This window comes from Streptomyces sp. NPDC031274 (assembly GCF_055570235.1).
Genome location: NZ_JBVIHP010000150.1, coordinates 1 through 1787, shown reverse-complemented (window position 1 = coordinate 1787; position 1787 = coordinate 1). Strand labels below are relative to the sequence as shown.

Here is a 1787-nt window from a genome sequence, read left to right as displayed (position 1 = left end):
CCAGATCAACACGTGGACGGCCAGTTGCAGGACGGAGAAGCCGGCCGCGTAGCTGATGTCGCCCTGGAAGTGGACTGCAGGGGCGACGTTGGCGACGGTGGTGTGTGCCTCGGCGGCGACTCCGGCCAGGAGTTGGCTGTTGAGATCGGCGGCCTTGGGCGTCTGGAACATGTAGGGCACGACGACGCTGATGACGCTGAAGACCCCGGTGGCGAGCAGGGAGATGAGCATCAGGAACAGCACCTTGGGGGCACGCAGCAGCCGCAGCTCCATCATCGGCTGCTCGGTGTGCTTCTCCCAGACCAGGAAGGCGGCCAGACAGACGAGTCCGGCGATGAGATAGGCGAGGTTGCTCCAGGTTCCCCAGCCCCAACTGCTGCCCTCGCTGAGGTAGATGAGGGGCAGACCGACCCCGGCACCGAAGAGCAGGGCGCCCGGTACGTCCAGGCGACTGCGGACACGCAGCGGGCTCTCCGGGACGGCGAGCAGGAACACCAGCAGCGCGACGCAGCCGTAGCCGAGCATGAACCAGAAGATGGAGCGCCAGCTGTAGTGGTCGGTCAGTGCGCCCACGAGCAGCGGACCTGCGACGGCGGCGAGACCGAAGCCGGTGCCGAGTACGGCGACGCAGATGGGTATCCAACGGCGCGGCATCAGGTCGCGTACCAGGCCGTACTCGACGGCGGCGACACCCGAGGCGAAGGCGCAGATACCACGGCCGGTCAGAAACAGCGCCCAGTTGTCGGTCAGCGCGCAGATCAGTGTGCCGGCGAGGAAGAGCAGGGTGGCGAGGACGACCACGCGCTTCTTTCCCCACACATCGCCGAGTTTGCCGACGAGCGCGATGGTGGCGCCGCCGACGACGCCCATGATGGTGCCCGCCCAGGTGATACCGGCGCCGGCCTTCGGGAAGCTGGGAGCGATCTTCGGGATCGCGACACCGGTCATCAGGTTCTGCAGGGGGATGATCTCGGCGATCATCACCAGAGCAATCAGGATGAGAACGAGGCGGCCGGTGGAGACACCGTCGAGTCGGCCCGCGTCCTCTGCGGGTGTGCGGCTGCCAGGGCCGTCGGCTTGTGGCGCGGGTGGAATGGTCTGCTCAGTCACTGTGCACCTCTTCATTGGGGTGCCGCTTGAGCGGCTGGTAAGCGGTGTTGGCGAGTGATGGGGCGTCAGCGACTGGCCTCCTCACCGGGAAATATGCGGCTGCCCCGGCTCCGGCACGCCGATGACCGCGGACAACGCACGGGCTGTCAGAACAGGTAGGGGAGCCGCACCGTCGAGGCGGACGACGTCGGATTCACCGGGTGCCGGCGGCTCCAGGGTCGCGAACTGATCGTCGACGAGTGAGGCCGGCATGAAATGCCCATTCCGGTCGGCCACGCGCCCACTGGCCGTTCTCGGCGTGATCTCCAGATGGAGGAACAGCAGTGCCCCGGCAAGCCGCAGTTGGTCGCGGTAGCTTTCCCTGAGCGCGGAGCAGGCGACGATCCCGCAGGGCGTCACGGCCAGCCACGCCGCGATGCTCCCGAGCCAGGGGACGCGATCACTGTCGGTCAGGGGCCGACCGGCCGCCATCTTCGCCTTGTTCTCCGCACTGTGGAAGCTGTCCCCGTCACGGAACTCGCGCCCGAGATGGCGCGCGAGCGCGGCAGCCACGGTGGACTTACCGCTGCCGGCCACCCCCATGACCACGATGCCGCGGTCGTACACAGTCATCACGGACCTCACCAGTCATGCACCGTGCCGTCGAGGGCGAGCCGGTTCACCGGCAGGTACGCCCC

The 1787-nt window shown here is 67.7% G+C and carries 2 protein-coding genes; both read right to left on the bottom strand.

Annotated features, from left to right (window positions below):
* Window positions 1-1110: MFS transporter (locus ACZ5CR_RS44415; protein WP_468869130.1), on the bottom strand; the 1110-nt coding region annotated here is incomplete at its 3' end.
* An 81-nt stretch (window positions 1111-1191) separates the two neighbouring features.
* Window positions 1192-1716, bottom strand: coding sequence for a gluconokinase (locus ACZ5CR_RS44410; protein ID WP_468869127.1), 525 nt, complete (start codon window positions 1714-1716; stop codon window positions 1192-1194).
* Between the last annotated feature and the right edge of the window lie 71 nt (window positions 1717-1787).